Below are 774 nucleotides of genomic sequence, written 5' to 3'. Positions count from 1 at the left end.
GTCACTGATTTAGCCCCGAAAAATAAAGCCTTACTTAAAAATCGTGATGAAATTCAACAGCAAATAGATGCATGGCATAAAGAAAACAAATTTGACTTTGCCGCATACAAAGCATTTTTACAAGAAATCGGCTACCTTGAACCTGAGGTGGATGACTTTGCGATTACAACAGAAAATGTTGACGATGTCATTACCGTACAGGCCGGGCCGCAGTTAGTTGTGCCGATTGATAATGCGCGCTATGCCATCAATGCAGCCAACGCACGGTGGGGCTCGCTTTATGATGCATTATACGGAACAGATGTAATCAGCGAGGAAGGTGGTGCCGGAAAAAAAGATGCCTATAATCCTGTCCGCGGCGACAAAGTTATTGCTTTTGTGAAAAAATTTCTCGATGATCATGTACCGCTTCAAAGATCCTCACATACGGAAGCAACAACCTATGCAATCGTGAACGGCACATTAGAAATTACACTTCAGAATGGAGAAACTACCGGACTGGCAGATGCTGCTAAATTAGTCGGATACCAAGGGCAGGCAGAAGCGCCGGATGCTGTTCTTTTGAAAAATAATGGATTGCATCTGGAAATTCAAATCGACGGCAATCATCCGATTGGAAAAACCGATCCAGCAGGTGTGAAAGATGTTTACTTAGAGTCCGCGACCTCAAGCATCATGGACTGTGAGGACTCAGTTGCTGCAGTAGATGCCGAAGATAAAACACTTATCTACCGCAATTGGCTTGGTTTGAACCGCGGAGAATTGACGTCGGTT

Annotated in this window: 1 pseudogene; it reads left to right on the top strand. The window is 44.3% G+C overall.

The annotated features are described in order from the left end of the window. A pseudogene (locus AC3G7N_RS20840) lies at positions 1-774 on the top strand (aldolase/citrate lyase/malate synthase family protein); the annotation flags it as partial.

The sequence above is a fragment of the Virgibacillus carmonensis genome (assembly GCF_057836705.1).
This window is presented reverse-complemented; position numbering and strand designations above follow the sequence as displayed.